The sequence below is a fragment of the Lactobacillus sp. M44 genome (assembly GCF_058130005.1).
Map to the genome: position 1 here is coordinate 868,946 of NZ_CM176707.1, position 24,783 is coordinate 893,728.

Below are 24,783 nucleotides of genomic sequence, written 5' to 3' on the forward strand. Positions count from 1 at the left end.
CTATATTTATCATTAATATTGTGTGAATAATTCTAAAAAAGGCGATAGTGATTAATATGAATATAATTTTAATTCCCGTCGTGGTCGCTATTGTTTCGCTTTTAGTGGGTTATGGCAGCGGTTATGTAGTTCGTAAGAAGCACTGGGAAAATCAAGCATATAATGCAAGAAATGATGCTGAACATATTATGGCTGATGCTAAAGCTCAAGTTGCAACTGCAAAAGCTGAAGTTAAAGCAGAAAAGAAAGCTGCTGGGGCTATCAGACAAGAAGCAGAAAATGCAAAAAAGGCAAAAATTCTTGAAGCTCAAGAAACAATTCGTGTACAAAAGCAAAAAGTTGATGATGTTTTAAATGAACAACGCAATGAAATATCACGAATCCAAACACGATTGCAACAAAGAGAAGATCTAATTGATCAAAAAAATCAAGAAGCAAAGCAAAAAGAAGATCAACTCGCACAAAAAGAAGATCAATTAAAGCGGCGTAGTGCTGAAATAACGATTAAGCAACAACAAGCTGACGAATTGGTTGCTCAAAGACAAGATAAGCTTTATGAAGTAGCACAACTAAAGCCAGAACAGGCTAAAGAAATTGTATTACAAGATTTATCGAATCAATTAGAAAAAGAACGTGCTGAATTAATTAATAATAGTAATGAGAAATGGCGTGCTAAAGCAGATCGCTACGCACGGCAAATTGTTATTGATGCAGTTCAAAGTAGTGCTGCAGATACAGTAGCTGAAACTACAGTATCTGTAGTAGAATTACCAAATGATGAGATGAAGGGACGTATTATTGGTCGTGAAGGCCGAAATATACGATCTTTTGAAGCTTTGACCGGTGTAGATTTGATTATTGATGATACACCAAAAGTTGTTACATTGAGCGGATTTGATCCAATCAGACGAGAAATAGCCAAAAGAGCTATGGAACGTTTAATTAAAGATGGTCGAATTCATCCTGCTCGTATTGAAGAAATGGTTGATAAAGCTCGTAAAGAAGTCAATGATGATATTTATGAATCAGGAGAAAGTGCATTAATTGAATTAGGTATTCATAAAATGCATCCTGAATTAGTAAAGATCTTAGGTCGATTAAAATATCGTACTTCATATGGACAAAATGTATTAGCTCATTCAATTGAAGTAGGTAAACTAACAGGTACTATGGCAGCTGAACTTGGTCTTGATGAAAAATTAGCGGTTCGCGCGGGATTATTACACGATATAGGTAAAGCCATTGACCATGATATTGAAGGTTCTCACGTTGAAATTGGAGTAGAATTGGCACGCAAATACCATGAACCAGATATAGTAGTAAATGCTATTGCGGCTCATCATGGTGATGTGCCTAAGTTATCATTTATTGCCGAATTAGTTGTTGCAGCAGATACTATATCTTCTGCAAGACCTGGTGCAAGAAGTGAATCATTAGAGAATTATATTAGACGTTTAACTCAACTTGAAACTATTGCAAAAAGTTATCAAGGAGTTGCACAAGCATATGCTATTCAAGCTGGTCGGGAGATCAGAGTAATGGTAGAGCCTGATAAAATTTCTGATGATCGAGTTACAATATTAGCTCGTGATATTCGAAATCAAATTGAAGCAGAAATGGAATATCCTGGAAATATTAAGATAACAGTAATACGTGAAAAGCGTGCTGTTGAAATGGCAAAATAAAATATTTGGAACTTATCTTTTTAGATAAGTTCTTTTTTAGTTTGTCTTAATGCCTTACTACTTGTATAATTGTTGCTAGATATAAAGAAAGTAGCAATCTATGTTTAAAATTATTGTCGAATTATTTTTATTAGTAATCATTCAGGCTGCAATTACACCTTTTATTAGAAGACTTGCATTCGTTTTAGGTGCTGTAGACAATCCTAATGCACGTCGTGTAAATAAGAAGCCAATGCCAACTATTGGTGGATTGGGTATTTTTGTGACGTTCAATATTGGGATGTTTATTTTGTTGCGTGAACAATTTCCAACTCATGAAGCATTTGCAATCTTGTTAGCTTCCAGCGTAATTGTATTGACCGGATTGATTGATGACATATTAGAATTAAAGCCTAGACAAAAAATGCTTGGCATTTTTATTGCCTCACTAATTGTGTATTTCTTAGCTGGGATAAAGATGAATGAACTATCTTTACCATTTATTCCTAAAATAAATTTAGGTTGGTGGAGTTTCCCAATAACTATTTTTTGGATCTTGGCATTGACCAATGCAGTTAACTTAATTGATGGATTAGATGGACTGGCAGATGGTGTATCACTAATTTCGTTATCTACAATGGGAGTAGTTGGTTATTTCTTTTTGCATACTAGACAACTATATGTGCCTATTGCATGTTTTATGTTAGCAGCATGTTTATTAGGATTTTTACCATATAATTTCCATCCTGCTAAGATCTTTTTAGGTGATACTGGAGCCTTATATATTGGGTTCATGATCGCTGTATTTTCTTTAAAGGGATTAAAAAATGTAACGTTTATTTCACTTTTAGTACCAATAATTATTTTGGGAGTGCCAATTACTGATACAATTTATGCAATGATTCGAAGAGTATTAAATAAAAGGCCAGTATCAGAAGCAGATAAACATCATTTGCATCATCAATTAATGCGGATGGGATTAACTCATCGTCAAACAGTGCTTGCAATTTATGGATTATCCATGATTTTTTCATTTGTTTCATTACTGTTTTTATTATCACCTGCTTGGGGCATTTGGCCACTAGCGTTAGGGTTATTAGTAGCACTAGAATTATTTGTGGAATCAATAGGTTTATTAGGCGAAAAGTTCAAACCATTGTTGCATTTAATCCAAAAATTAATTAATCAAACACGTCGAAGCGATCCAAAAGTTCAAGTCTGGCATTTAGGAAAAGAAAAACCGCAAAACAAGAAAAAAGAAAAATAAAAAGCATTTTGTATATCCGTAAAAAATGCTTTTTTGTTTATATTTCATGATAATTTTTTGCTTCAATTGGTCTTTCAACTTCTCGAAATTCGCCTTTGATAAATTTAACTTGTCCAGCCAACAAATTTTTTATATCAGTTTGAACGGACTTGACTTGCTCATCTGGTAAAAAAATATGTTCAATTACATCAATACCATAATCTTGTTTAGCTATGAAAATATCATTTTCATTCAAATAGTGATTAATTTCATCTACTTTTTTGTAAGGGATGTGAAATGAAATATCTTGTTCATAACTAACTTGAACGACTCCAATTTTATGGACAACTTCTGTAACACTATTTGAATATGCTCTAATTAATCCACCAGCACCTAGTTTAATGCCGCCAAAATATCTAGTAACTACGACTACTACATCTTTTAAATGCATTAATTGCAGGGCCTTTAATTCAGGTACTCCTGCAGTTCCAGAGGGTTCCCCATTGTCTGATGTTTTTACATATTGATCATGGTCGCCAATTGTATAAGCAAAGGTGTTGTGGGTTGCATCATGATATTGTTTTTGGATTTGTTCAATAAAATTCATAGCTTGTTCGACAGTTTCAACTCTTTTGATATTAGCAATGAATTTACTTTTATTAATAATGATTTGGTGTGAACCAGTTTCTTTAATTGTTAAGAATTTATTAAGTGATGTCAACTTGGTCATCCTTTCGCGTAATTATATATTATGAGGATAAATGAAGAAGAAATAAGTAAGCTGCAAGGCAGACAAATACTTATAAATGCAAACACAGAAAATATTAACATATTTGCTACTTGTAATAAAATAAATGCAATAATTGATGACAAATGCATTCGCTGTAATAACATAACTTATGCAAGATTACCTAATGGAAAACTATATTGCAGAAAGTGCATTAATATTGGGCGTGTGGTAGAAGGAGATATATTAGTTAGAATAAAAGCACAAAAATATCCAATATTAAAAACTGCATTAGTATGGCAAGGACAGTTAACTGATCAGCAAAATAATGTTTCAAAACAACTAGTTAATTCATTTAATAAACAAAGAGATCACTTAGTGTGGGCAGTTACAGGTGCTGGAAAAACAGAAATGTTATTTGAAAGTATTGATAAATGTTTAAAACAAGGCAAACGTGCATGTATCGCTACACCAAGAATTGATGTAGTTAATGAGCTTTATCCACGAATGCAAGAAGCATTTAAAAAAATCAAAATAGGGAACTATCATGGTCGAGAATATCATTCATTAGATAATGAACAATTCATTATTTGTACAACACATCAATTATTGAAATTTTATCAGGCATTTGATTTATTGATTATTGATGAAGTAGATTCATTTCCTTATGTAGATAATGAAATATTACATTTTGCTGCAAAATTGGCGGTAAAAAAATGTGGGTCAACTTTTTATTTGAGTGCAACTCCAACTGAAAAATTATTATTACAAGTAAAAAATAAAAAAATTGCGTTATCAAAATTGACTAGAAGATTTCATGGGGGATTACTACCTGTACCCCGAGAAAAATTATATTTGCGACCATTTTTAAAAATGCAAAAATTACATTCTAAGTTAAGTAAAGAAATAATTAGAATGTCAAAAAAACATCCTTTATTAGTCTTTGTACCAAGGATTAATCAGATTAATGATTATGTATCAGCAATAAAAAATAGTAATCCAAATTTAAATGTAGCAGGTGTTTTTGCACAAGACAAAAATCGCTTGAACAAGGTAGAAGAATTTAGAAATAAGAAAATAGATATTTTGGTTACTACGACGATTTTAGAGCGTGGAGTGACATTTAAAAATGTCTGGGTAATTGTTATTGCGGCCGATGATAAAATTTATCAGACGGCTAATTTAGTTCAAATTGCTGGACGTGTTGGAAGAGCAATAGATGATCCATTAGGTGAAATTATATTTTGTTACCACAAATATACTAAGCAAATAAAATTGGCCACTAAACAAATTAAGGAAATGAATAAATGAATTTATGTTTAATCTGTGATAACTATTTTTTACCCAAACATTCTTTTAAAGATATATTTTCTCTAAATAAATCATCTCTGCAATATATGTGCCCTAATTGCCACCAAAAGTTTGAAAAAATATCTGGAAAAGTATGTTCTTTATGTAATAAACAAACAGAAGATAAAACTTGTTTTGATTGTAAATATTGGCAAAAAAAATATCCAGAAAATATTTTAAAAAATACTGCCGTCTATAAATATAACCAGGCTTTCCATGATTTGATGGTCGATTATAAGCGATATGGTGACTATGAGTTGCGATTAGTATTAGCGCAATTAGCTAGAAAAAAGCTAAGAAAAATAAAAGCAGATTATTATGTACCAGTTCCCACTTCAAAAACACATCGTCAAACTAGGCAATACGACACTATTAGTGAAATCTTTTCAAATCTTGTATTGTTAACCCCAATTTTAAATAAAAAAGATGTATCTGATAGTCAAGGAGAAAAAAATCACCAACAAAGACTTGCAACTAAGCAAACTTTTTATGTTGATCAAAACGCAAATGTTGAATTAAAGGGAAAAGTTTTACTATTAGATGATATTTATACTTCAGGTAGAACTTTATATCATGCAAGGGATGCTATTATATCAACATATCCACAAGTAAAAGTGAATAGTTTTACAATTGTTCATTAGTTGTTGCGCATAGCGCTTACATATTTGGTATAATAAAAGTGTAAAAGGAAATCGCTTTCGGGCGGTGAAAGGAGTAATCTGTCATGTTAAAATACAATGTACGTGGAGAAAATATTGAAGTAACTGATGCCTTAAGAGGTTATGTTGAAAAGCGTTTAGCTAAATTAGAAAAATACTTTGACCTGAGTTCAGATGTAATTGCTCATGTTAATTTGAAAGTTTATAAAAACAGAACAGCTAAAGTTGAGGTAACTATTCCATTACCTTACTTAGTTTTAAGAGCTGAAGAAACTACTGATGATATGTATCGCAGTATTGACTTTGTTTCAGAAAAATTAGAACGTCAAATTAGAAAATATAAGACTCGTGTTAACCGTAAAGGTAGAGAAAAAGGGGTTTCAGAATTCTTTGTTGAAACAGAAACTGAAGAAGAAAAGCCACAAAAAGAATTTGACATTGTTCGTAATAAACGCGTTAGCTTAAAGCCGATGGATGCTGAAGAAGCGGTATTACAAATGGATATGTTAGGTCACAACTTCTTTGTATTCCAAGATGCTGAAACTAATGGAACTAGCATTGTTTACCGCAGAAATGATGGTAAATATGGTTTGATTGAAACTAATGAATAATTTTTATAATTAATATAATGAGCTCTAGATATAGTGTCTGGGGCTTATTTTATTTCTATAATATTTTCATTTTAATAGCACTCATGGTAAAATTTAATCTGTATATTTAGATTTGAAAATAAATTTAAGGATCGATTAAATGGCAAACATTTTAAGAAAACTATATGATGATGACAAGCGAGAATTAAAAAAGTTCGAAAAAATCGCAAATAAAGTTGAAAGCTATGCTGATGAATATGACAAGCTTTCAGATGAACAATTGCAAAATAAAACAGTAGAATTTAGACAACGTTTAAAAGATGGTGAAACTTTAGATGATATATTACCTGAAGCTTTTGCAACTGCTAGAGAAGGTGCAAAAAGAGTTTTAGGATTATATCCATTCCATGTTCAAGTTGTTGGTGGTATTGCGCTTCATTTTGGTAATATTGCTGAAATGATGACTGGTGAAGGAAAAACCTTGACTGCTACTATGCCAGTGTATTTAAATGCATTAGCTGGCAAAGGTGTTCATGTTGTTACTGTTAACGAATACTTATCAAGCCGTGATGAAACAGAAATGGGTCAATTATATAAATGGCTTGGGCTAACAGTCGGATTAAATTTGAACTCAATGTCTCCTGATCAAAAGCGTGAAGCATATGCAGCAGATGTTACATATTCAACTAACTCAGAATTAGGATTTGACTATTTGAGAGACAATATGGTTGTCTATAAAGAGCAAATGGTTCAAAGACCACTTAATTATGCAATCATTGATGAGGTTGACTCGATTTTAATTGACGAAGCTAGAACTCCATTGATTATTTCTGGACAAGCAGAACAAGCAAACGGCGAATATATTCGCGCTGATCGTTTTGTCAAAACTTTAACTGAAGATACAAGTGATGATGATGCCGATGATGATAAAGATTATGGTGATTACAAGATTGACTGGCCTACTAAGACCATTTCTTTAACTCAACAAGGTATCAAAAAAGCTACAGAACATTTTGGCTTAAAAAACTTATACGATGTAGAAAATCAAACTTTAGTACATCATATTGATCAGGCATTAAGAGCTAACTATATCATGTTAAAAGATATTGATTATGTGGTTCAAAATGGTGAAGTTTTAATTGTTGATTCATTTACTGGACGTGTAATGGAAGGCCGTCGTTATTCAGATGGTTTGCACCAAGCAATTGAAGCAAAAGAAGGAGTTAAGATTCAAGAAGAATCCAAGACTCAAGCTACAATTACTTATCAGAACTTTTTCAGAATGTACAAAAAGTTATCAGGAATGACTGGTACAGCAAAAACTGAAGAAGAAGAATTTCGTGAAATCTATAACATGCAAGTTATTAAGATACCTACTAACAGACCTATTGCTAGAAAAGATAGATCTGATATCTTGTATCCAACATTAGATTCAAAATTTAATGCCGTAGTTGATGAAATCAAAGAACGTCATGCAAAAGGTCAACCTGTCTTAGTTGGTACTGTTGCTATTGAAAGTTCAGAAAGATTAAGCAAATTATTAGATAAAGCGGGTATTCCACATGCAGTTTTGAATGCCAAAAACCATGCAAAAGAAGCTGAAATCATTATGAATGCTGGTCAAAAAGGTGCTGTAACTATCGCCACTAACATGGCAGGTCGTGGTACTGATATTAAATTAGGACCTGGCGTTAAAGAATTAGGTGGATTAGCAGTTATTGGCACTGAGCGACATGAGTCTAGAAGAATTGATAATCAGCTTCGTGGACGTTCTGGTCGACAAGGTGATCCTGGTGTAACTAGATTTTATTTGTCACTAGAAGATGACTTGATGAAGCGATTTGGTGGAGATCGAGTTAAAGGATTTCTCGATCGAATTTCTGATAATGATGATGATAAAGTTATCGAAAGTAGAATGATCACTCGCCAAGTTGAATCTGCTCAAAAACGTGTTGAAGGTAATAACTATGATACACGTAAGCAAACTTTACAATATGATGATGTTATGAGAATTCAGCGTGAGATCATCTATGGTGAAAGAATGCGAGTTATTGAAGAGAAAAACTCTTTGAAAGATGTTTTGATGGGAATGGTTAAGCGAACTATTGATCATCAGATTGATTTGTTTACTCAAGGTGAGAAAAAAGATTGGCGTAATGATTCAATTCGTGATTTTATTGTTTCTACTTTAACTACAGAAGATATTGCCAATGAAATCAACTGGAAAAATATGACAGCGGATGAATTGAAGAAAAAATTATACCAAATTGCTGAAGATAACTATGAAGAAAAAAGGGCAATTTTGTCTGATCCAAGTCAAATGCTTGAATTTGAAAAAGTTGTTATTCTACGTGTTGTTGATGATCGCTGGACTGATCATATTGATGCAATGGATCAATTGCGTCAATCAATTGGATTGCGTGGGTATGGTCAATTAAATCCATTAGTTGAATATCAGGAATCTGGTTATAGAATGTTTGAAGAAATGATTTCAAATATTGAATTTGATGCAACAAGACTCTTCATGAAGGCACAAATCAGACAAAACATTACTCGTTAATGTTAGGGAGGCTTTAGCAGGCCTTCTTTTTTTAGTTAATTTATATAATATACGAGGTTTTATATGGAACTTAGTGAAATACAAAATGAGCTTGATCAGTTAAAATCAAAATTAGCTAGCTTTAGGGGGTCTCTTTGACTCAGATGCTTTAAAAGAAAGTATAGCAATTAATGAACAAAAAATGTCTGAGCCTAGTTTTTGGGATAATCAAGAAAAAGCACAGAAGTTAATTCAAGAAAATAATTTGTTAAAACAAAAACAAGATAATTTTGAAAAACTGTCTAAACAATATGATGATGAAAAAATTGCATTAGAGTTATTAAGGCAAGAACCAGATGATGATTTGCAGCAAGAAGTTGAAACTGATTTAGAAAATTTGAAAAATAATTTTCATGATTATGAATTAAATCTACTATTATCTGGTAAATACGATCACAATAATGTTTTAATGGAAATACATCCTGGAGCTGGTGGAACTGAAGCAATGGATTGGGCTCAGATGTTACTTAGAATGTATCAACGCTATAGTCAAAACAAGGGCTTTAAATTTTATATTGATGACTATGAACCAGGAGAAGAAGCTGGGGCTAAAAGTGTTAGTGTTAGAATAGAAGGCACTAATGCATATGGATTATTAAAATCAGAAAATGGGGTTCATCGTTTAGTGCGCTTATCGCCCTTTGATTCTGCCAATAGACGGCATACATCATTTGCGTCAGTTGAAGTAACTCCAGAAATCGATGATAGCATTCATGTAGATATTAATCCTGCAGATTTACGAGTAGATGTTTATCGTTCAAGTGGCGCTGGTGGCCAGCATATTAATAAAACCTCTAGTGCAGTAAGAATTACTCACCTGCCAACTGGGATTGTGACTACTTCTCAAGCTCAACGCTCCCAGCTTCAAAACAGAGAAACTGCAATGAATGCGTTGCGTGCAAAATTATTTAAATTAGAAGAAGAAAAAAAGCGCCAACAAAAATTGGCACTAAAAGGTGATCAAAAAGAAATAGGTTGGGGGTCACAAATTCGTTCATATGTTTTTCACCCTTATAGTATGGTTAAAGATCATAGAACAGACTATGAAACTGCGGATGTTAATGGTGTAATGGATGGTAAGATCCAACCATTTATTGATGCATATTTACAATGGAATTTAAGTTTGGATAATCCTGAATAGAGGTTATAAATATGTCATTTTTAGCAATTTTATTTGTTGTAATTGTATTATTAATTCTAATTACATTATTTTTAGTAGCACTTAAATTTTTAATTTATTTAATTCCTGTTGCATTAGTTATTGCATTAATCTTGTGGTTAATTTATCGTTTTTATTGGAGAGACAAAATATTATCAAATATGCCTCATAGTTATAAATTTGATGAATTTGATAAAGAATCAAAACCAATACACAAAAAAGCTAGAGATGCCTCTGATAAGGATGTTAAATAAGAAAGTAGGTTAGTAAAATGGCCAATTCCGTTAAATTATCAAGATTAATTAAAGATAATGATATAATTCGCGTTTTTGAAGGACAAGAATTTGTTGGCAAACATGAAGTTTCAGTGTCAGATATTTATCGACCAGGATTAGAATTAACTGGATATTTTGATTTTTATCCAGCAGAGAGAATCCAATTACTTGGCAGGACAGAAATTTCATATGCTGCCAAACTAGATCATGATAGTAGAATGGAAGTTTTTTCAAAAATGTGTACTCCCAAAACACCATGTTTTTTGATTTCAAGAAATTTACCAGTTCCAAGTGAATTGCAAGAAACTGCAGAAAAAGCACAAATTCCTATCTTAATTACTAATGAATCAACTACTTATATTTTGAGTATTTTAACCCAATATTTGCGTGCACGATTGGCTCCAAGAATTAGTATTCATGGTGTTTTAGTTGAAATTAAAGGTATGGGTGTCTTGATCACTGGCGCAAGTGGCGTTGGTAAATCAGAAACTGCATTATCATTAATTCAGCGTGGTCATCGCTTGATTGCAGATGATCGAGTTGATGTGTTTCAGCGTGATCACAACACTGTTGTTGGTGAAGCTCCAAAAATCTTGAGGCATTTAATGGAAATTCGTGGTATTGGAATTATTGATATTATGGACTTGTTTGGTGCAGGTGCTGTAAAAAATAGAAGTGAGATAATGCTTAATATTAATTTGGTAAATTGGGATCCAAAAACTTCTTATGATCGACTAGGATTTAATCAAGATACTAAAGAAATTGCTGGGGTGTTTATTCCAGAAATTACAATTCCTGTTAAAGTTGGACGTAATTTAGAGATTATTATTGAAACAGCAGTGATGAATTTCCGTGCTAAGAACATGGGCTTTGATGCGACTAGAAATTTCCAGCATAATTTATCAAAGTTAATTGAAGATCACGAAGATGAAGATAGAGAAAAGGATAAGAAATAGTGTTATTAGCATTAAATCCAGTTGCCTTTCGTTTAGGTAGTCTAAATGTAAAATGGTATGGTATTTTAATGGCAACCGCAGTTTTAGTTGCAACTGTGATGGCCATAGTTGAAGGTAAAAAAAGGCAAATAATCCCAGATGACTTTCTAGATTTTTTGTTATGGGCAATTCCAATTGGATTTTTAGGAGCCAGAGCATATTATGTATTATTTGAGTGGGGATATTTCTCACAACACCCTGATCAGATTTTTGCAATTTGGAATGGTGGAATTGCTGTTTATGGTGGGTTATTAGCTGGATTAATCACATTAATTGTATTTTGCCGATCTCGTGGTTTATCGGTATTTTTAATGCTAGATATTATTGCTCCTGGCGTGATGGCTGGTCAAATTATTGGTCGTTGGGGCAATTTTATGAATCAAGAGGCTCATGGTGGTGTAACAACACTACAATTTTTGCAAAATTTGCATTTACCAGAGTTTATAATTAAGCAAATGAATATCAACGGAGTATATTATCAACCTACATTTTTATATGAATCATTTTTTAATTTAATTGGTTTAATTTTAATTTTGTTATTAAGACATAAAAAGCACTTGTTCAAACAAGGTGAGGTCTTCATGACATATGTAATTTGGTATGGTGTAGTTCGCTTTTTTGTAGAAGGGATGCGAACTGATAGTTTATATATTGCAAATACAATTAGAGTATCACAAGCATTAAGCTTAATTTTAATAATTACGATGATCGCATTGTGGATTTATCGTCGCAAAGTCGTAAAACCAAAGTGGTATTTAGATGGTAGTGGATTAAAATATCCATATAAGAGGTAAGAAAATGACAAAAATTACGGTTTTAGGTAGTGGATCATGGGGATCAGTACTTGGCTCATTATTAGCAGATAATGGAAATGAAGTAGTATTATATGGAAATAATGCTGAAGTGGCTCGGCAAATTAATGAAGACCATACTAATGAACATTACATCAAAAATTGGAAATTAAATGAGAATGTGACTGCAACTATTAACTTGATGGATGCTGTTAGAGATAGTGAAATTTTATTATTTGTGTTGCCAACTATTGCCATTAGATCAGTTGCAAAACAAGTAAAACAAGTTATTAGTGACTTGAGGATGGAGCCTTTAATAGTTAGTGCAACTAAAGGGATAGAACCAGAAACAAAAAAATTAATCTCTGAAATTTTACAAGAAGAAATTTACCCTAATAAATTGGATAACATCGTTGCAATATCTGGACCAAGTCATGCTGAAAATGTTGCTCAAAAAGATTTAACTGCGATTACTTGCGCTTCAACTAGTTTAGATAATGCTAAAAAAATTCAAGACATTTTTTCAAATGAATATTTACGCTTATACACTAGCAACGATCTAATCGGTGTTGAAGTAGGTGGTGCAGTAAAGAATGTTATTGCGATTGCGGCTGGAATTTTAGCTGGTAAAAATTATGGTGATGATGCCAAAGCAGCGTTGATGACTAGAGGGCTAGCTGAAATTGCCAGATTAGGGGTGGCATTTGGCGGCCAACCTTGGACCTTTAGTGGCTTATCCGGTATAGGGGATTTAATAGTAACTTGTACATCTGTCAATTCACGTAATTGGCGTGCAGGTCGATGGCTTGGTCAAGGCAAGAGTTTAGATTATGTTTTAGAAAACATGGGTCAAGTCGTTGAAGGGGCAACGACTGTTAAGGCAATTCATGAAATTTGCGCTAAAAATGAGATCGATATGCCTATTAGTGAAGCAATCTATGAAATTTTATATCAAAATGCAGATATTGATAAAAAGATTAAAGAAATGATGCTTAGAAAGCGTGGCCCTGAAGTTAGACTGTAAGCATTATAATTGTAATTTCGACAGAGTTTTGTAAAATATAGCTAGATACTTATTAAAAGTAAGTGAAGGAGAAAAATATGTCTAAAAGTTATGATGTGATTGTTATTGGTGCAGGTCCTGGTGGGATGACCGCTGCGTTATATGCAGCTAGGGCAAACTTAAAAGTGTTAATGCTTGATCGCGGAATATATGGTGGAAAGTTAGTTAACACTGATAAGATTGATAACTATCCTGGATTTACTGAAATTAAGGGACCAGATCTAGCTAAGAAAATGTATGACTCAACAATGAAGTTTAAGCCAGACTTTGAATATGGGGATGTACAAGCAGTATCAGTTGAAGCAGGCAAAAAAGTTGTTAAAACTGATGCGGGAGATTTTGATGCACCAACTTTGATTATCGCAACTGGCTCTGAAAGCAAGTTGCTAAAAGTTCCTGGAGAAAAAGAATACTCAGGACGTGGAGTTTCATACTGTGCAGTTTGTGATGGTGCATTTTTCAAAGATGAACCTGTAGTAGTCATTGGTGGTGGAGATTCTGCATTAGACGAGGGTCTATATTTAGCTAATTTAGCAAGTGGTGTGACAGTATTGCATCGTCGCGATAAGTTACGCGCACAACCAATTTTGCAAGATCGTGCATTGAATAATGATAAAATGCATTTCAAATATAATGTTGATGTCACTGAAATCTTAGGTGATGGTAAAAAAGTCACTGGAGTTAAATATATTGATCAAAAAACTAATGAAACAAAACAAGAAGTTGCTAGTGGTGTCTTCATTTATGTTGGATCAAAACCTATGACCAGTGCATTTAGTGATTTAGGAATCACAAATGATAAAGGTTGGATTCCAACAGATGAAAACATGGAAACTAAGATTCCTGGTGTATACGCAGTTGGAGATGTTCGTGAAAAAGATTTGCGTCAAATCGCTAATGCTGTGGGGGATGGAAGTATCGCTGGACAGCAAGCATATAATTATATTCAAGAATTGAATAAATAAAAAACAAAAAAGCAACTTAACTAAAGCTATGTTTCGATATATTTGAAGCATAGCTTTTTTGCTAAAAAAATAATTTAAAATTTGAGCATTCTATAATCTATATGCATATATTTACGATATACTATTTGATGTAATAGATGAAAATTATTTTGAAAGCGTGAAGAGCACTATGGTAAGCAAGAAAAACAAACTTATTCGTGAAAAAAAGCTTGGTGTAAAGAATATAAAATATTCTATTCGTAAACTTAAGTTTGGTGCGTTTTCTTGTGCCATAAAAAATATATTTAATGTTGGCGTAAATAAACAACAAAATAGTATTAAACAAGTAGAAAATGACGAAATTAGTGATATTACCAAGCACATAATTCAGGGTGCTATAGCTTTTGGTGCAATTTCTGGGGGAGTAGCGCTCACAACTAATACAGCATATGCTGCTACAACACCTGAGCAAACTTCAACACTAGACGACAAACAAGAAGGAATAGTCGCTGGAAAAAATAGTGTTAATTTAACTCCTGCTACTAAGAGTAATTCGACTAGTACAAGTAATACAGAAAGCTTAAGTAGTAGTGACTCAACAAGTTTAAAACAATCTGTAAGTGCCAGTGAGTCAAAAAGTTTGAAATCTGAAAGTATTAAAGATTCATCACTGTCTTCTATTGATGTGACACAAACAAGTACATCAACTAGTTTATCTGCAGATAAGAGTTCATTAGAAACTATACAGAATTCTCAAGCTATTAATGATAATGGATTAGTTATTGATCCAACAATTCAATTTTATAATTTAAATACGCAGATAGATGTTGCAAATAATAACAATACTTTGAAAAACACCTCAACGCAAAATGGTGCAAACGTATTCACATACTCAACAAGTGAATCAGAGAGTAGTTCAACAAGTGATTCAGAATCAACAAGTAGTTCAACGAGCGATTCAGAGTCGACAAGTGATTCAGAATCAGCAAGTAATTCAACAAGTGGTTCAGAATCAGAGAGTAGTTCAACGAGTGATTCAGAATCAGAGAGTAGCTCAACAAGTGATTCAGAATCAGAGAGTAGCTCAACGAGTGATTCAGAATCAGCAAGTAGTTCGACAAGTGATTCAGAATCAGCAAGTAGTTCGACAAGTGATTCAGAATCAGCAAGTAATTCAACAAGTGGTTCAGAATCAACAAGTAGTTCAACAAGCAATTCAGAATCAGAGAGTAGTTCAACGAGCGATTCAGAATCAGCAAGTAGTTCAATGAGTGATTCAGAATCAACAAGTAGTTCAATGAGTGATTCAGAATCAACAAGTAGTTCGACAAGTGGTTCAGAATCAGCAAGTAATTCAACGAGCGATTCAGAATCAGCAAGTAATTCAACGAGTGGTTCAGAATCAGAGAGTAGTTCAACAAGTGGTTCAGATTCAACAAGTAGTTCAACGAGCGATTCAGAATCAACAAGTAGTTCAACAAGTGATTCAGAATCAGCAAGTAGTTCAACGAGCGATTCAGAATCAACAAGTAGTTCAACAAGTGATTCAGAATCAACAAGTAGTTCAACGAGCGATTCAGAATCAACAAGTAATTCAACAAGTGAATCAGAGTCAGCAAGTAGTTCAACGAGTGGTTCAGATTCGACAAGTAATTCAAACTCTGTGAGTGAAGCAACGAGTAAATCCACTTCAACTAGTCTAAGTACCAATGAAATAACATCATTGAATGACACAACGAGCGCAAGTAATTCGACTAGTGAAAGTACTTTAGCTTCTGAAAGTCAATCAAACTCAACCAGCACCTCAAATAATCAGAGCCCAATTATTAATAATTCAACTAGCACAGCAGAATCGACCAATAATTCTACCTCAATAAATAGTTCTGAAGTGGTGAACACAGTCAAACCTAAAGATTATAAGAGTAGCTATGAATTTAATGAAAATATGCCAATTTCAATTAAGTCAGAAGAAACTAAACATACACACTTACCCCAAACTGGTAATGCTAAAATCTTATTAACGCCTATGGGAATTGCTTTAGCAAGTTTAGGAATGATAGTTGGATTCTCTGCTTTAAAACGAGATGATAAATAAAAATAACAAAATCATATTATAAGAACTAAGCGATCATCATCAAAACTTAGTTCTTTTTTAATTTCTGAGTAATTAACTTTAAAAATAATAAAATAGAATACCTTACGTAAAAAATAACCCAAAACGTTGCTGATCTATGATAAAATTTTGCTTAAGTAGTATAAAAACAGAAAGTTAATAAAAATGAATGATAAAGTAAAATTAACCCAACAGGCGACTTCTTTATGGGGTAAAAAAGATATCACTGAAGGAAAGGAGTATTGGCTCCCTTTAATCGAACACTTAATTGATACTAAGAATGTAATTAATTGGTTATATAATCATTGGCTCAGTGAAGGACAACGAGAATTATTTGAAGAAAGTTTATCAGATAATGAAATCGAAAAACTTATTAAATTTCTTGGCTTTTTTCATGATATAGGTAAAGCAACACCCGCTTTTCAAACTAAAAGATCATATATACATAATGAAGAACTTGATCAAAGTCTTATAGAAAAATTAATTAGAACAGGATTTAATGGCCTAAATTTAGATGACTTGCCTCAATCAAAACAATCCCCACATGCTAAAGCAGGAGAAGCTCTATTAGAAAAAGCAGGATTAAATATATCAATTGGCGCAATTATTGGCGGACATCATGGTAAACCGGAAGAAAGTATACCTTCAAATCAAATAAATGCTTTTACCAGTAATTATTATCAAAAAGATCACGATAAAATTATTCAGAACAAATGGAAAGCAGTTCAAAATAACCTGATTGATTACGGATTAGATACAGTCGGCTACAATTCTATACAAGATGTTCCAGAAGTATCTCAACCAATGGCTGTAATTTTAGAAGGCTTATTAATTATGGCTGATTGGCTAGCATCAAGTCAGTATATGAATGATGATAAGATGCTACCACTGTTTCCATTAATACCTATTGAACAAGGATTTAAAGATATTGATTCTAAAGTAAGATTTCAGAACGCTATTAATACGTGGTTATTGACTGATGAGTGGGAAGCTAAACCCATATCTAATATTGATGATCAATATAGTAAACGTTGGAATTTCACACCAAGACCTGTCCAGAAGACAATTTCAAAAGCTATAGGAACTATATCGGATCCTGGGATGATTATTATTGAGGCTCCTATGGGAATTGGTAAAACTGAAATTGCATTAACAGCAGTTGAACAACTCGCATATGTTTCTAAAAGAACTGGTTTGTTTATGGGCTTGCCAACACAAGCTACAACTAATGCAATGTTTACACGAGTTGAAGACTGGCTACAAAATATTTCTCAATCAGAAAAATTAAAATTGCCAATTAAATTAATGCATGGAAAAGCTCAATTTGATGATGAATATGCTAAATTACCAAAAGCAGAAAACGTTGAGGGTCAAAGTGCTGTTGTTATCAACAGTTGGTTTTCAGGTAAGAAGTCTATTCTAGCAAACTTTACTATAGGAACTATTGATCATCTATTATTGATGGGGCTAAAACAGAAACATTTGTTTTTAAGACATTTAGGTTTAAGTGGAAAAATTGTCGTAATTGATGAGGTTCACGCATATGATATCTACATGAGTTCATATTTGAATAAAGTAATTGAGTGGTTAGGTGCTTATCATGTGCCAGTAATTGCTTTATCTGCAACACTGCCTAAGGAAAAACGAAAAGAATTATTAGACTCATATATAAAAGGAAAATATGGCAAAAATGTATTAGATGCACCAAATAATTGGGAAATCAATAAAGCATATCCCATTTTGAGTTATTTGGATGGCAATAAATTAACTCAAGTTGATAAGTTTGAGACGCAAAATAATGAAAAAAAGAAAATTAATATAATAAGATTTAATGGTAATGAACAAGCAATAATTGATAAAACTATTGAAGAATTAGCTGATGGCGGAGTTGCTGGAATTATTGTTAATACAGTTAAAAAAGCTCAAAAGCTAGCAAAATTAGTGCCTAAAAACACAAAATATTTAATCTTACATTCAGCATTTTTGACACCAGAGAGAATGAAGTTAGAAACTGAATTACAAAAATATATCGGTAAAAATGGTAAAAGACCTGATAAATTAATTGTTATTGGTACGCAAGTATTAGAACAATCACTAGATATTGACTTTGATGTTATGTTTACAGATATTGCTCCAATGGATTTATTAATCCAGAGAGTGGGACGTTTGCATCGACATGAAATATCAAGACCAAAAATATTAAAAAATCCGAAAGTATATATTACAGGGATTAATGATTTTGGCGATTATGGGGAAGCTAATGAAAATATTTATGAAAAATATTTACTTATTAAGACAGATTATTTTTTGCTAAATGAGTTTATTTTGCCAGATGACATATCTAACTTAGTTCAAAAAGTTTATGACGAAGATAAAAATACTGACACGCAAATTGGAAGTATACAAAAAGCAAGGGAAAAATTTGAACATGATCAAGCGAAACTTCAAAATAAAGCTAAAACTTTTCAAATAAATGAACCAGAATTTAAAAAGTCACGATTTTTAAAAGAAAAAGGAACTATTATTGGATGGTTAGATAAGATGCAGCCCAATGCTGACAAAAATGACGCTCAAGCCCAAGCTGCTGTTAGGGATATCAAAGAAACTTTAGAAGTGATTTTAATTCAGAAAACACAAAAAGGTAGTTTTTTGATTGATGGCCGAAATATAAATGAAGTTAAAGATAAAGAAATTGCTGAACAGATTATTAGATTGCCAAATGCTGTTACATATGATATTTCTAAAACTATAAATTATTTAGAAGAATTAACTAGTAGAAATTATCCTGATTGGCAGAATAGAATTTGGCTGAAAGGCGTTTTAGTTTTACCATTAGATTCAAATTTACAAGCAAAATTAAATGGCTATCAGTTAACATATTCAAAAGATTTAGGTTTAAGTTATGAAAGAGAGGAGCAATAAATGGAAGAACAATTTAATTTGATTACACAGCCCTGGATCAAAGTTCTCGATAATGAAAAAAAGATACAACTAGTATCATTAACGGATGTCTTGCAAAATGCACAAAATTATCGGCAGCTAGCAGGTGAAATGAAAATGCAGGATTTATCAATTTTACGATTTTTACTTGCAATCTTGACCACTGTATATTCACGCTTTACTTATGATGGAGAGCCTTATAATTGGTTGACTACTAATGAAAGAATGCAAGTTAAGTCTGTTAATGAAGATTTGTATGATCCTGATGATTTATTAGAAACATGGGCACAATTATATACTGATAAAAAGTTTTCAAATATTGTGGTTAAATATTTGAATCAATATAATGATAAATTTGATTTTTTGAGTAAAGAAGATCCATTTTATCAAGTAAATAGAAAAGAATATGACAATTTAGTTCCAGCAGCAAAGTCAGTAGAAAACGCAATAAATAAGGGCACGGGAACAGTTACAATAAAACAAATTAATAGAACTATATCTGAAAGTAATAATAGCCCAGCACTTTTTTCACCAAAAGCTAATTTATATAAAAATGATATATCTATTGATGAATTAGTCAGATGGATAATCACTTATCAAAATTTTACAGGTGTTACAGATAAAACTAAAATCAATACTGACGAAAAGTTTTCTGCATCCAGTGGTTGGTTGTATGGACTAAATCCTATCTTTATTCAAGCTAATAATTTATTTGAAACATTAATTTTAAATCTAAAATTAATTGATGATACTGAAAAATATAAAATTCAAAAACCATTTTGGGAATATAAAAATGTTGATAAGCATATGACTAAAATGAAGAATGCAATATTACCTGACGATATTGCAGAACTTTATACAATGTGGTCACGAGTTGTACATATTGAATGGATCAATAATCAACCAATTATATCAGTAGCGGGTTTGCCAAAAGTAGAAAATAATAATGCATTTATAGAGCCAATGACTACTTGGAAATGGGATAAAAAAGATAAAGTATATAAACCTGCTACCAAGTGGATAAAATCATATGATAAAGCAATGTGGCGAAACTTTGGTGATTATGTGGATACTATGTCTGATGATAATAAGCACCAACCAGGTATAGTTACGTGGTTAAAAATATTACAAAATAGTAATTTAATTTCAGAAAATAGATTACTACATTTAACCACTATTGATGTGATCAGTGATGGAAATGCAACTTCACAAGCACCTGTTATTGAACTATATGACAATATGAAAATTAATGCAGATGTATTATTTGATAAAGATACTACTAAATCAGCCTATTGGCCAGCAGTAATAGAAAGTGTAATCAACTTAACTCAAAGTGTTGGTGACCAGTATTGGCATTTTGCAAAAGACATAGGGAAATTAAGAAATTTATCTGATCCTGCAACTTTTGCAAGTAAAATTAGTGCTATTTTTTATGAAAGTCTCAATGAACCATTTTATGGTTGGTTAGCTAATTTATCGAATAAGGAAGAACGTGATTATAAAGTAAAACAATGGAAGGAAACTCTAAATAATATTGCTCATCAAGCTGCCAAAAGTTTATTTCAACAAACATCATTTGTCGAAATACGTGGTAGAAAAACTGGAGAAGATATAACCAATATATTTGTTTTATATCGAATTTTTAATACTAAACTTTCTAAGTTATTAAAGGATTAAAGTGAGGCTTTATATGAGTAATGAGATTCGAAATATTACTGGTAGAATAATTCAAAAAATATATAATGATGGAGATTCTGATAAAGCGGTATTAGCAAATTTAAGATCATCGAGTTCAATTATGAGTAGACAAGCAATCGATGTGTGGCCAATTTTATTATCAGAAATTGATTCTAAGTATTTAAGTAAAAATGGTGTGCCTACTCGTGCAGAAATAGCAATATATTCTGCATTGAAATGTTATGCAAATTATCAACAAGGTAATGAGAATAATGTTTATGCTTCAATTTATTTTGATAAAAAGCCAGGCATAACCTTGTTCCAAGCTTTAGCTAAATTGCGAAAAAATTCTGATTTAACTAATGCACTGGATAGAAGGGTAACAATGGCTTTAAGCGATACAAATGCTAAGGGAGTTATAACAGCTATAGTACATTTAATTGGAATTTTGAAATCAAACGATAAAAATTTAAAGATAGACTTTGCTCAGTTAAGTCAAGATTTATATTATTTTCAAATGGGGTATGAATCAGCACGCCAAACATGCTTAAAATGGGGCGAACAATATTTTTGGACGCAAAAAGAAGCTAAAGGAGAAGAATAATGACTAATAAAAATTTATATATAGATATTAACGTATTACAAACTGTTCCTTCATCAAATATTAATCGTGATGATACAGGATCACCAAAAACGGCAATGTATGGTGGCGTTATGCGATCACGTGTGTCATCACAAAGCTGGAAAAGAGCTATTCGAGAAGCTTTTAAATCCAATGATAAAGAATGGCTTGATAGTTACAGAACGCTAAAGGTGCCACATCTTCTTTTTGAAAATATCAAAGTCGCTAGGACAAGTTTATCTGATGATGATATCTGGGAAAAAGTTGATGACATTTTTAAGTCAGCCAAAATTAAACTTGATAAAGATAAACAAACAAAAGCTTTATTGTTGGTCAGTCAAGCAGAAATCAATAAATTAACAGAATATGCTTTATCTGATGATAAAATTGATGCCAAAAATATCAAAAAAATTTTAAAAGAAAATGATTCTCTCGATTTAGCTTTATTTGGTCGTATGGTTGCAGATAATCCCGAATTAAATGTTGAAGCAGCATCGCAAGTTGCACATGCAATTTCAACACATGAGATAGTTCCAGAATTTGATTTTTATACAGCTTTAGATGATGAACAGTCTGTAGATAATGCAGGATCGGCAATGCTTGGAACAATTGAATATAATTCAGCAACACTTTATCGATATGCAAATATTAATTTTAATGAATTAAAAGAAAGCATTGGAAAAAATCTCGCAGTTAAAGGCGTTAAAGAGTTTATTAAAGATTTTATTTTGTCAATGCCTACAGGTAAACAAAATACGTTTGCAAATAAAACTCTGCCTCAATATATTATGGCAACATTTCGAGATGATACACCTGTAAATCTTGTTTCTGCTTTTGAAACACCAGTAAAAGCAAAAGATGGTTATGTAACAGAATCAATAAAAAAATTGGAACAAGAATTTAATGAAACATTAAAGTTGGTGGACAAACCATTAGATACAGTAGTGCTGACAACTAAAAATTCAAACATTGGAAAAAATGCTGATAATCTAGAGAATTTCTTGATCTCAGTTACTGATAATCTAGAGAAGGTCAATAATGAAGACGATAACAATTAAGTTAACGAGTCCTTTACAGTCTTATGGTAATGAAGCTAAGTTCAACAGACGTACAAGCTATCATTATCCTTCTAAAAGCGCTATTGTTGGGATTATCGCTGCATCATTTGGTTATAAAAGAAACGATAAGCGAATAAAAAGCTTAGCAAAATTAAAATTTGCTGTTCGAATTGATCAACCCGCACAGACACTAACGGATTTTCAAGTAGTCGAATATCATAAAAGCCCTACAAATTTAGCAAAAAAAATTACATACCGTGAGTATCTTCAAGATGCAATATATTTAATCGCTATTAGTTCAGATAACGATGAGTTTATAGATCAAATAAAATATGCGTTGCGGCATCCCAAGTTTCAAATATATCTAGGAAGGAAAGCCAATGTCCCCGCTGGTGTTTTACAAATAGAAGAGTTTAAAAATAGGAATATTCCATGTGTATTAACTGAAATGCCATGGCAAGCTGCAAAATGGTACCAAAAAAGGAATTATAGTCATGAATATTCTGCTGAAATTATTGGGGATGCTGATTTAATTGATGGATATGATAGTTTGACTCGGGATGAAATTGGGAGTTTTGATAGAAATCATCGATATCATACATATCGAGCTATTAGCACCACAAGAGTTTCTTTGAAAAATGAAAATTATGAAGAAGATTCTACTAATCATGATATTATGTCATTTTTATAAGTGAGGAAAATATGTATTATTTATCAAGAGTTGAAATTGATGATAAGAATCGTCAAAAATTAAAAGACTTAACACATGTAGGTGCATATCATGCTTGGGTGGAAGATAGTTTTCGTAATAAAGAAATAAAAGAAACGCAACGTTCACGAAAATTATGGAGAATAGATGAATTATCCCTTAAAAGATATTTATTAGTACTTAGTGATCAAAAGCCAGACTTAGAATTGCTAGAAAAATATGGTGCACCAAATTCTGCTCAAACCAAAAAATATGATGATTTTTTAGCTAAACTGAAGCAAAATCAGATTTATAGATTCAGGCTGACAGCTAACCCAACACATAAGGTGTCTAGTCCAAATAACCCAAAAGGCAAGGTGTATCCACATGTTACAGTATTGCAACAAGAAAAATGGTTAATAGATCGATCAAATAAATTGGGGTTTGAAATTTTAAAAGATGTTACTGGAAATTATGAATTTGACATAAAAGATCGTCAGTATGTTAATTTATATCATAAACATCAAAAACGAGTAAAACTTAGCCAAGTTACTTTTGAAGGCGTGTTAAAAATCACGGATATGGATGAATTTAAAAAAACATTAGTAACTGGCATAGGACGTGAAAAAGCATATGGTATGGGATTGCTTACAATAATTCCAATATAAGGTATAAATGTGGATAGAAAGTTTGGTGCGAAAAAGCCTGAAATTAATGAACTAAGTAAGATTAGTGATCGTGTTAGCTTTTTATATTTAGAACATGTAACTATTAATCGCCAAGATAGTGCAATTAAAGTAACAGATGATCGAGGTAATGCTTGCATACCTGCTGCTTTAATTAGCGTTTTATTACTAGGACCTGGAGTGGATATTACACATCGTGCTATGGAATTAATTGGAACTTCTGGGATGTCAGTTTCATGGGTAGGAGAGCGTGGGGTCAGAATGTATGCTCATGGTAGAGCATTAAACCATTCATCCAGATTTTTAGAATCACAAGCAAAATTATTTTCAAATACTCGTAGTCGACTGCAAGTTGCTAGAAAAATGTACCAAATGAGATTTCCACATGAAGATGTATCAAATTTAACAATGCAACAGCTGCGAGGAAAAGAAGGTTCCAGAATTCGAAAATTATATAGAATGCAGTCTGATAAAACAGGAGTTAAATGGATAAAAAGAGAATATAAAGTGGATGATTTTGATTCTGGTACGCCTATAAATAAGGCTCTTACTGCAGCACACCAAGCTTTATATGGCCTAAGCTATAGTGTGATTGTTGCTTTAGGAGCTTCTACAGGATTAGGTTTTGTTCATACTGGACATGATTTATCATTTGTATATGATTTTGCTGATTTATATAAAGCTAATTATTCAATACCTATTGCATTTGAAATAACTCAGAAATATAAAAACGATCCAGATATTGCATCTAAAACGAGACGTCGAATGCGAGATGCATTTGTTGACGGGAAATTAATTAAACAAATGGTTCATGATTTGAAATATTTATTGAATATTCAAGATACTGAAGAAACTGTTGTAATGAATTTGTGGGATGACAAAGGGGCACTGCAAAAATTTGGTGTTCAGTACCATGAATTTGATAACGAGATTTAAT

At 32.3% G+C, this 24,783-nt stretch carries 21 protein-coding genes; 20 read left to right on the forward strand and 1 reads right to left on the reverse strand.

The genetic code is table 11. The annotated features are described in order from the left end of the window. Positions 1–56: 56 nt before the first annotated feature. Positions 57–1,685 (forward strand): ribonuclease Y, encoded by a 1,629-nt coding sequence (gene rny / locus AC38BG_RS04335; RefSeq protein ID WP_489936646.1) that lies wholly within the window; start codon positions 57–59, stop codon positions 1,683–1,685. Between the two features lie 100 nt (positions 1,686–1,785). Continuing rightward, positions 1,786–2,931, forward strand: coding sequence for a glycosyltransferase family 4 protein (locus AC38BG_RS04340; protein WP_489936647.1), 1,146 nt, complete (start codon positions 1,786–1,788; stop codon positions 2,929–2,931). A gap of 37 nt (positions 2,932–2,968) precedes the next feature. Here the strand turns inward: AC38BG_RS04340 and AC38BG_RS04345 are convergent, their stop codons facing one another. After that, entirely contained in the window at positions 2,969–3,631 is a 663-nt protein-coding gene (locus AC38BG_RS04345; protein WP_489936648.1) for a YigZ family protein, read from the reverse strand. 30 nt (positions 3,632–3,661) lie between these two features. On the opposite strand from AC38BG_RS04345, the gene AC38BG_RS04350 reads away from it, so the two are divergent. From AC38BG_RS04350 to cas1e, 18 genes are all read left to right on the forward strand, one after another. Continuing rightward, the gene (locus AC38BG_RS04350) at positions 3,662–4,948 is read left to right on the forward strand and encodes a DEAD/DEAH box helicase family protein (RefSeq protein ID WP_489936649.1); all 1,287 of its coding nucleotides are present in this window, start codon (positions 3,662–3,664) and stop codon (positions 4,946–4,948) included. Continuing rightward, positions 4,945–5,628 carry a ComF family protein gene (locus AC38BG_RS04355; RefSeq protein WP_489936650.1) on the forward strand — a complete coding sequence of 228 codons (684 nt, stop codon included), beginning with the start codon at positions 4,945–4,947 and terminating at the stop codon, positions 5,626–5,628. Before AC38BG_RS04350 ends, AC38BG_RS04355 begins: the two co-directional genes overlap by 4 nt. A gap of 83 nt (positions 5,629–5,711) precedes the next feature. After that, entirely contained in the window at positions 5,712–6,257 is a 546-nt protein-coding gene (hpf, locus tag AC38BG_RS04360; protein ID WP_489936651.1) for a ribosome hibernation-promoting factor, HPF/YfiA family, read from the forward strand. 139 nt (positions 6,258–6,396) lie between these two features. Then, on the forward strand, positions 6,397–8,796 hold the full coding sequence (gene secA / locus AC38BG_RS04365) for a preprotein translocase subunit SecA (RefSeq protein WP_489936652.1): 2,400 nt from the start codon (positions 6,397–6,399) through the stop codon (positions 8,794–8,796). 63 nt (positions 8,797–8,859) lie between these two features. Further along, a protein-coding gene (gene prfB, locus AC38BG_RS04370) for a peptide chain release factor 2 (protein WP_489936653.1) occupies positions 8,860–9,976 on the forward strand; the annotation gives its coding sequence in 2 pieces (ribosomal slippage) (positions 8,860–8,931 and positions 8,933–9,976; 1,116 coding nt in all). A gap of 11 nt (positions 9,977–9,987) precedes the next feature. Beyond that, positions 9,988–10,248: a hypothetical protein gene (locus tag AC38BG_RS04375; protein ID WP_489936654.1), complete on the forward strand. Its 261-nt coding sequence runs from the start codon at positions 9,988–9,990 to the stop codon at positions 10,246–10,248. Positions 10,249–10,265: 17 nt separating this feature from the next. Continuing rightward, the gene (gene hprK, locus AC38BG_RS04380) at positions 10,266–11,225 is read left to right on the forward strand and encodes an HPr(Ser) kinase/phosphatase (protein WP_489936655.1); all 960 of its coding nucleotides are present in this window, start codon (positions 10,266–10,268) and stop codon (positions 11,223–11,225) included. Beyond that, a complete protein-coding gene (gene lgt / locus AC38BG_RS04385; protein ID WP_489936656.1) occupies positions 11,225–12,058 on the forward strand; it encodes a prolipoprotein diacylglyceryl transferase in 834 nt (277 codons plus the stop codon). The genes hprK and lgt overlap by 1 nt, the downstream gene beginning before the upstream one ends. 4 nt (positions 12,059–12,062) lie before the next feature. Then, entirely contained in the window at positions 12,063–13,079 is a 1,017-nt protein-coding gene (locus AC38BG_RS04390) for an NAD(P)H-dependent glycerol-3-phosphate dehydrogenase (protein ID WP_489936657.1), read from the forward strand. A 77-nt stretch (positions 13,080–13,156) separates the two neighbouring features. After that, positions 13,157–14,083, forward strand: coding sequence for a thioredoxin-disulfide reductase (gene trxB, locus AC38BG_RS04395; RefSeq protein ID WP_489936658.1), 927 nt, complete (start codon positions 13,157–13,159; stop codon positions 14,081–14,083). 169 nt (positions 14,084–14,252) lie between these two features. Continuing rightward, positions 14,253–16,157 (forward strand): YSIRK-type signal peptide-containing protein, encoded by a 1,905-nt coding sequence (locus tag AC38BG_RS04400; RefSeq protein ID WP_489936659.1) that lies wholly within the window; start codon positions 14,253–14,255, stop codon positions 16,155–16,157. 183 nt (positions 16,158–16,340) lie between these two features. Next, positions 16,341–19,097 (forward strand): CRISPR-associated helicase Cas3', encoded by a 2,757-nt coding sequence (gene cas3, locus AC38BG_RS04405; protein ID WP_489936660.1) that lies wholly within the window; start codon positions 16,341–16,343, stop codon positions 19,095–19,097. Next, the gene (locus tag AC38BG_RS04410) at positions 19,098–20,792 is read left to right on the forward strand and encodes a type I-E CRISPR-associated protein Cse1/CasA (RefSeq protein WP_489936661.1); all 1,695 of its coding nucleotides are present in this window, start codon (positions 19,098–19,100) and stop codon (positions 20,790–20,792) included. 13 nt (positions 20,793–20,805) lie between these two features. Continuing rightward, positions 20,806–21,396 carry a type I-E CRISPR-associated protein Cse2/CasB gene (casB, locus tag AC38BG_RS04415; RefSeq protein WP_489936662.1) on the forward strand — a complete coding sequence of 197 codons (591 nt, stop codon included), beginning with the start codon at positions 20,806–20,808 and terminating at the stop codon, positions 21,394–21,396. Continuing rightward, positions 21,396–22,472, forward strand: coding sequence for a type I-E CRISPR-associated protein Cas7/Cse4/CasC (cas7e, locus tag AC38BG_RS04420; protein ID WP_489936663.1), 1,077 nt, complete (start codon positions 21,396–21,398; stop codon positions 22,470–22,472). Before casB ends, cas7e begins: the two co-directional genes overlap by 1 nt. Next, positions 22,453–23,163 (forward strand): type I-E CRISPR-associated protein Cas5/CasD, encoded by a 711-nt coding sequence (cas5e, locus tag AC38BG_RS04425; protein ID WP_489936664.1) that lies wholly within the window; start codon positions 22,453–22,455, stop codon positions 23,161–23,163. The genes cas7e and cas5e overlap by 20 nt, the downstream gene beginning before the upstream one ends. 11 nt (positions 23,164–23,174) lie before the next feature. Then, entirely contained in the window at positions 23,175–23,828 is a 654-nt protein-coding gene (gene cas6e / locus AC38BG_RS04430; protein ID WP_489936665.1) for a type I-E CRISPR-associated protein Cas6/Cse3/CasE, read from the forward strand. Positions 23,829–23,837: 9 nt separating this feature from the next. Beyond that, a complete protein-coding gene (cas1e, locus tag AC38BG_RS04435; RefSeq protein WP_489936666.1) occupies positions 23,838–24,782 on the forward strand; it encodes a type I-E CRISPR-associated endonuclease Cas1e in 945 nt (314 codons plus the stop codon). The last annotated feature ends 1 nt before the right edge of the window (position 24,783 follow it).

What these genes read in the sequence shown, in the direction of transcription:
- rny (WP_489936646.1), top strand. Translation starts at nt 57, where the DNA reads ATGAATATAATTTTAATTCCCGTCGTGGTCGCTATTGTTTCGCTTTTA.
- AC38BG_RS04340 (WP_489936647.1), top strand. Translation starts at nt 1,786, where the DNA reads ATGTTTAAAATTATTGTCGAATTATTTTTATTAGTAATCATTCAGGCT.
- AC38BG_RS04350 (WP_489936649.1), top strand. Translation starts at nt 3,662, where the DNA reads ATGAGGATAAATGAAGAAGAAATAAGTAAGCTGCAAGGCAGACAAATA.
- AC38BG_RS04355 (WP_489936650.1), top strand. Translation starts at nt 4,945, where the DNA reads ATGAATTTATGTTTAATCTGTGATAACTATTTTTTACCCAAACATTCT.
- hpf (WP_489936651.1), top strand. Translation starts at nt 5,712, where the DNA reads ATGTTAAAATACAATGTACGTGGAGAAAATATTGAAGTAACTGATGCC.
- secA (WP_489936652.1), top strand. Translation starts at nt 6,397, where the DNA reads ATGGCAAACATTTTAAGAAAACTATATGATGATGACAAGCGAGAATTA.
- AC38BG_RS04375 (WP_489936654.1), top strand. Translation starts at nt 9,988, where the DNA reads ATGTCATTTTTAGCAATTTTATTTGTTGTAATTGTATTATTAATTCTA.
- hprK (WP_489936655.1), top strand. Translation starts at nt 10,266, where the DNA reads ATGGCCAATTCCGTTAAATTATCAAGATTAATTAAAGATAATGATATA.
- AC38BG_RS04390 (WP_489936657.1), top strand. Translation starts at nt 12,063, where the DNA reads ATGACAAAAATTACGGTTTTAGGTAGTGGATCATGGGGATCAGTACTT.
- trxB (WP_489936658.1), top strand. Translation starts at nt 13,157, where the DNA reads ATGTCTAAAAGTTATGATGTGATTGTTATTGGTGCAGGTCCTGGTGGG.
- AC38BG_RS04400 (WP_489936659.1), top strand. Translation starts at nt 14,253, where the DNA reads ATGGTAAGCAAGAAAAACAAACTTATTCGTGAAAAAAAGCTTGGTGTA.
- cas3 (WP_489936660.1), top strand. Translation starts at nt 16,341, where the DNA reads ATGAATGATAAAGTAAAATTAACCCAACAGGCGACTTCTTTATGGGGT.
- AC38BG_RS04410 (WP_489936661.1), top strand. Translation starts at nt 19,098, where the DNA reads ATGGAAGAACAATTTAATTTGATTACACAGCCCTGGATCAAAGTTCTC.
- casB (WP_489936662.1), top strand. Translation starts at nt 20,806, where the DNA reads ATGAGTAATGAGATTCGAAATATTACTGGTAGAATAATTCAAAAAATA.
- cas7e (WP_489936663.1), top strand. Translation starts at nt 21,396, where the DNA reads ATGACTAATAAAAATTTATATATAGATATTAACGTATTACAAACTGTT.
- cas5e (WP_489936664.1), top strand. Translation starts at nt 22,453, where the DNA reads ATGAAGACGATAACAATTAAGTTAACGAGTCCTTTACAGTCTTATGGT.
- cas6e (WP_489936665.1), top strand. Translation starts at nt 23,175, where the DNA reads ATGTATTATTTATCAAGAGTTGAAATTGATGATAAGAATCGTCAAAAA.